We start from the raw sequence: 2,983 nt of genomic DNA on the forward strand, positions 1-2,983 counted from the left end.
CCACTTGGGGAATGTATGATGAAATAATATTTGCATCTGATAGCAGGCTCTCTGCTGGATACCGATGGGATTGTGCTCAAAAAATATTCCCAATAGATGGGCCGAATTTTTGCATATCCTTTGCAGGATCGGCTGATTTTGCATTTCCTTGCATATTCCAGTTTCAGTGTATGGTAAAGAATTACCCAAAATTCTCTACTGGCGCGGCCCCAATATCTCTCATGGTAAAGGATTTTATAACCATAGTTAACCAGCTATTGGGTCTTGTAGACGATAGGATATTAGCTCAGTTTAACAGCACAACATTCCTTGTAGCAGGATACGATTTTTCAAATGGAGAAATGTATGGAAAAGAAATAAAGTACAATAAGACTTCGAGGAAGTACGAAAAATTTGATTTTGGTGGCTTCAGAAGTGGAGCAGCAAAAGCTGCTATAGGGTTTGCTGGTGAAGGGTACCAAGATTTTTTTTCAGGATTGGGAAAGCTGGTCGCAAAAAGAAAAACCGAGTTGAATTATGAACCTCTAGAGGTTTTAGCGGAAATAATTTATAAACAAGGCAAAGGCTCTACCATCGGAGGGTCTCCTCAGCTAGTTAAAGTATATCGCCATAGAAACTACTTGCCATACGCTGTTAAGAAAAATAAAGAAGAAGGGGCGGCTTTATTTGGAAGACCGTTGTTAGATTATGAAAAAACTATTTACCCAATAATATCAATAAATGACATACCTTCTGGGCAATATTTAACATACCCTATGTCTAAAAATAATAAAGTCCGTTCCCAACCTGGAAGCTTGGTAAGAAACAAAAAAAAGTAAGTGAAATTTTAAAACATTGGCATATATTGAAAATTTTTATTTAAATGGTTTTGCGGACAATATGAATGTAAATTTTATCATGCAAAAAGCCGCCAAAGGATGGAGCATGCTGAAACCGGGAAATGTGGACTGAAACTAGGAATACGGGCGCTTATGAACGGCCCTCAACACCCTGTGCATTGACGGTCCTATCCCCCCGGTTTCGTGTCCGCACCCTGCTGCCTCATCCTGGGGCTTTGCCTGGGGGAGGGCGCTCACGCCAAGCTGCGGCTTTTACGGTCTTAGAACGGCCACCAGCGGCGGCGCTTTTCTATCAGCTGTGCAACTGGTGCAGCCTCTTGGTTGGCAAGAAGGCTGGTAGCCTGCTGCCGCCATCTGTCCCTGTCTTCCTTCAGATCCGCAACTGCCTCACGTTCCCTTTCAAGAAGTTGCTGCAATAGACTAATGCGGCTACTCAAATCATCTGGAACTACCGTTCTATCTTGTTCCTTCATCCGTTCTTGGTGCGCGTTCTTCTGTGGTTCTGGGAACGCCCTGTAGAGTTCGGCGGGATTGATAGAGAAGGTGCCATCTTCATTTCTTGTCGCACTCAAACGCCCGGTTTTTATGGCCCTATTTAGGGTAGATTTGCTTTTCCCTAATGCTTTGGCAGCTTGAGAAAGGGTCAGGCCGACCATTGAACGCCCCCGGTTGCGTGGTGCACCAAAGTCGCTGTTCTTTTTGGAACGCAGAACGGCATCATCGTTCTTTCAGTTTGGTGGGCAAGTTGGGCTCAAGTCCATTAAAAAACGGCTGCGAAACAGGCGGCAGACCATCACCGGATGGGAGCTGCTGTTCTCCAGCAAAGGCACTTGGCAATCTCCGCAAAGGCTTTTGGTCATCCAAGTGATCAGCATCCGGTTGTTCATCGTCAGACAAGATTACGGTGGCTGAGAAGAGGCTGTAGCGGATACCGTCACGTTTTCCCGACCAGGCTACACGGTCGTTTATGATGTGAGCATTAACAGTGCCACGTCCACCAATCTGACGGATTTCTAGCCAGTTATCGGTAGTTAGAAGTTTGAGAGCATCACGTACCCCACGTTCAGACCCCTCTACTAGCCGAGCGAGGTTTTTTTGGCTTATCACTACAGCATTGTGCGTATCCACACGTGCAGTGAGCACGTGCATGATTTGAGCTGCCAGAGGACTTTTTCGGATCAACTTTGCCCAAGCTTCATGGGCTTTTCTTTCTGTTTGTACCCATTGTCCTTTTGGGGCCTTTTCCAGAGTTTGCAGGTTAGTCATTGGGCAGTTCACCTCCAGTGATTGGAAGTAAGGTGCCGCGTGCCCAGCAGTATGTCAATTCCAGAAACTGGAAATTGAAAGGCATGTTTTGGGAAGCACACTGCCGCACCCCCGGCAGTCTAGAGTGCCGCACCCCCGGCAATAGCTATTGCCGGGGGTGCCATTTTTTATTTAATTATTACAGTCATTTATTTTTACCCCTTCTAATGATCTACAGGGAAGAACCGGGACGGGCCGTGTCGGGCGAAGCAGCCCCCGGGGAGCAAGCGCCGACCGGCGCGGACTGGCCCGGTTTTTGCCTGCCAGCGCGCTTTGACTTTGAAATGTCGTTCGGCAGGGGTGGGACGCATCGGCGGGCGCCCCGCGGGAATGGGGATGATCAGGCAAGAAGGGGAAAGGGTTATCCCCAGGGGGCCTCGGATCCCTGCCTCTGAGACGGGTCTGGATCTCGACCGTGGCGCGGGTAGCAGCAATAGAATTTGCTGGTGAGACGACACCTGGCGCGGATGTCCCCCCTTGGACCGAACCCCGAACGTTCCGGCATCATGTACAACCTAAACGTGTTCTCTCCCGGATATGAGGTGTTATGCGCCGGACAACCCGGCCGCGATTGATCGCGCCCGGGTTGTAAAGATTAGAACTCAGTCGGTCACAATTTCTTCTTGGACCAACGCATCCCGTACGGTCGACGGAAGCTTATAGCGCCAACCGCTGTTTTCATGATCCCACTCTACTTCAAAGAAGTAGGTCTCTTCATCATAGCCTTGGGTATGCGAAACGCGCCGTCCAAAAGCTCCCATCAGGCCAGCAAACTGTTGCCGCGTGTAGTTGCTCGCTGAACAAAGCTGCTCAATTCCGACCCATGCGTCGCCAGCGTC

The 2,983-nt window shown here is 48.9% G+C and carries 4 protein-coding genes; 1 reads left to right on the forward strand and 3 read right to left on the reverse strand.

Annotated elements, in window-relative coordinates; translation table 11 throughout:
- The coding region (locus TW83_RS21610; protein WP_162198094.1) for a hypothetical protein at window positions 1–818 on the forward strand (818 nt) is incomplete at its 5' end.
- Between the two features lie 281 nt (window positions 819–1,099).
- Here TW83_RS21610 and TW83_RS21030 read toward each other — a convergent pair.
- The 3 genes from TW83_RS21030 to TW83_RS21615 form a co-directional block, all read right to left on the reverse strand.
- Window positions 1,100–1,495, reverse strand: a complete 396-nt coding sequence (locus tag TW83_RS21030) for a hypothetical protein (RefSeq protein WP_157001816.1) — start codon at window positions 1,493–1,495, stop codon at window positions 1,100–1,102.
- 61 nt (window positions 1,496–1,556) lie between these two features.
- The gene (locus TW83_RS20310) at window positions 1,557–2,105 is read right to left on the reverse strand and encodes a hypothetical protein (protein WP_084697719.1); all 549 of its coding nucleotides are present in this window, start codon (window positions 2,103–2,105) and stop codon (window positions 1,557–1,559) included.
- A gap of 641 nt (window positions 2,106–2,746) precedes the next feature.
- A partial coding sequence (locus TW83_RS21615; RefSeq protein ID WP_162198091.1) for a hypothetical protein occupies window positions 2,747–2,983 on the reverse strand: 237 nt, incomplete at its 5' end.

It is taken from the genome of Paracoccus sp. S4493 (genome assembly GCF_000967735.1).
GTDB lineage: Bacteria > Pseudomonadota > Alphaproteobacteria > Rhodobacterales > Rhodobacteraceae > Paracoccus > Paracoccus marcusii.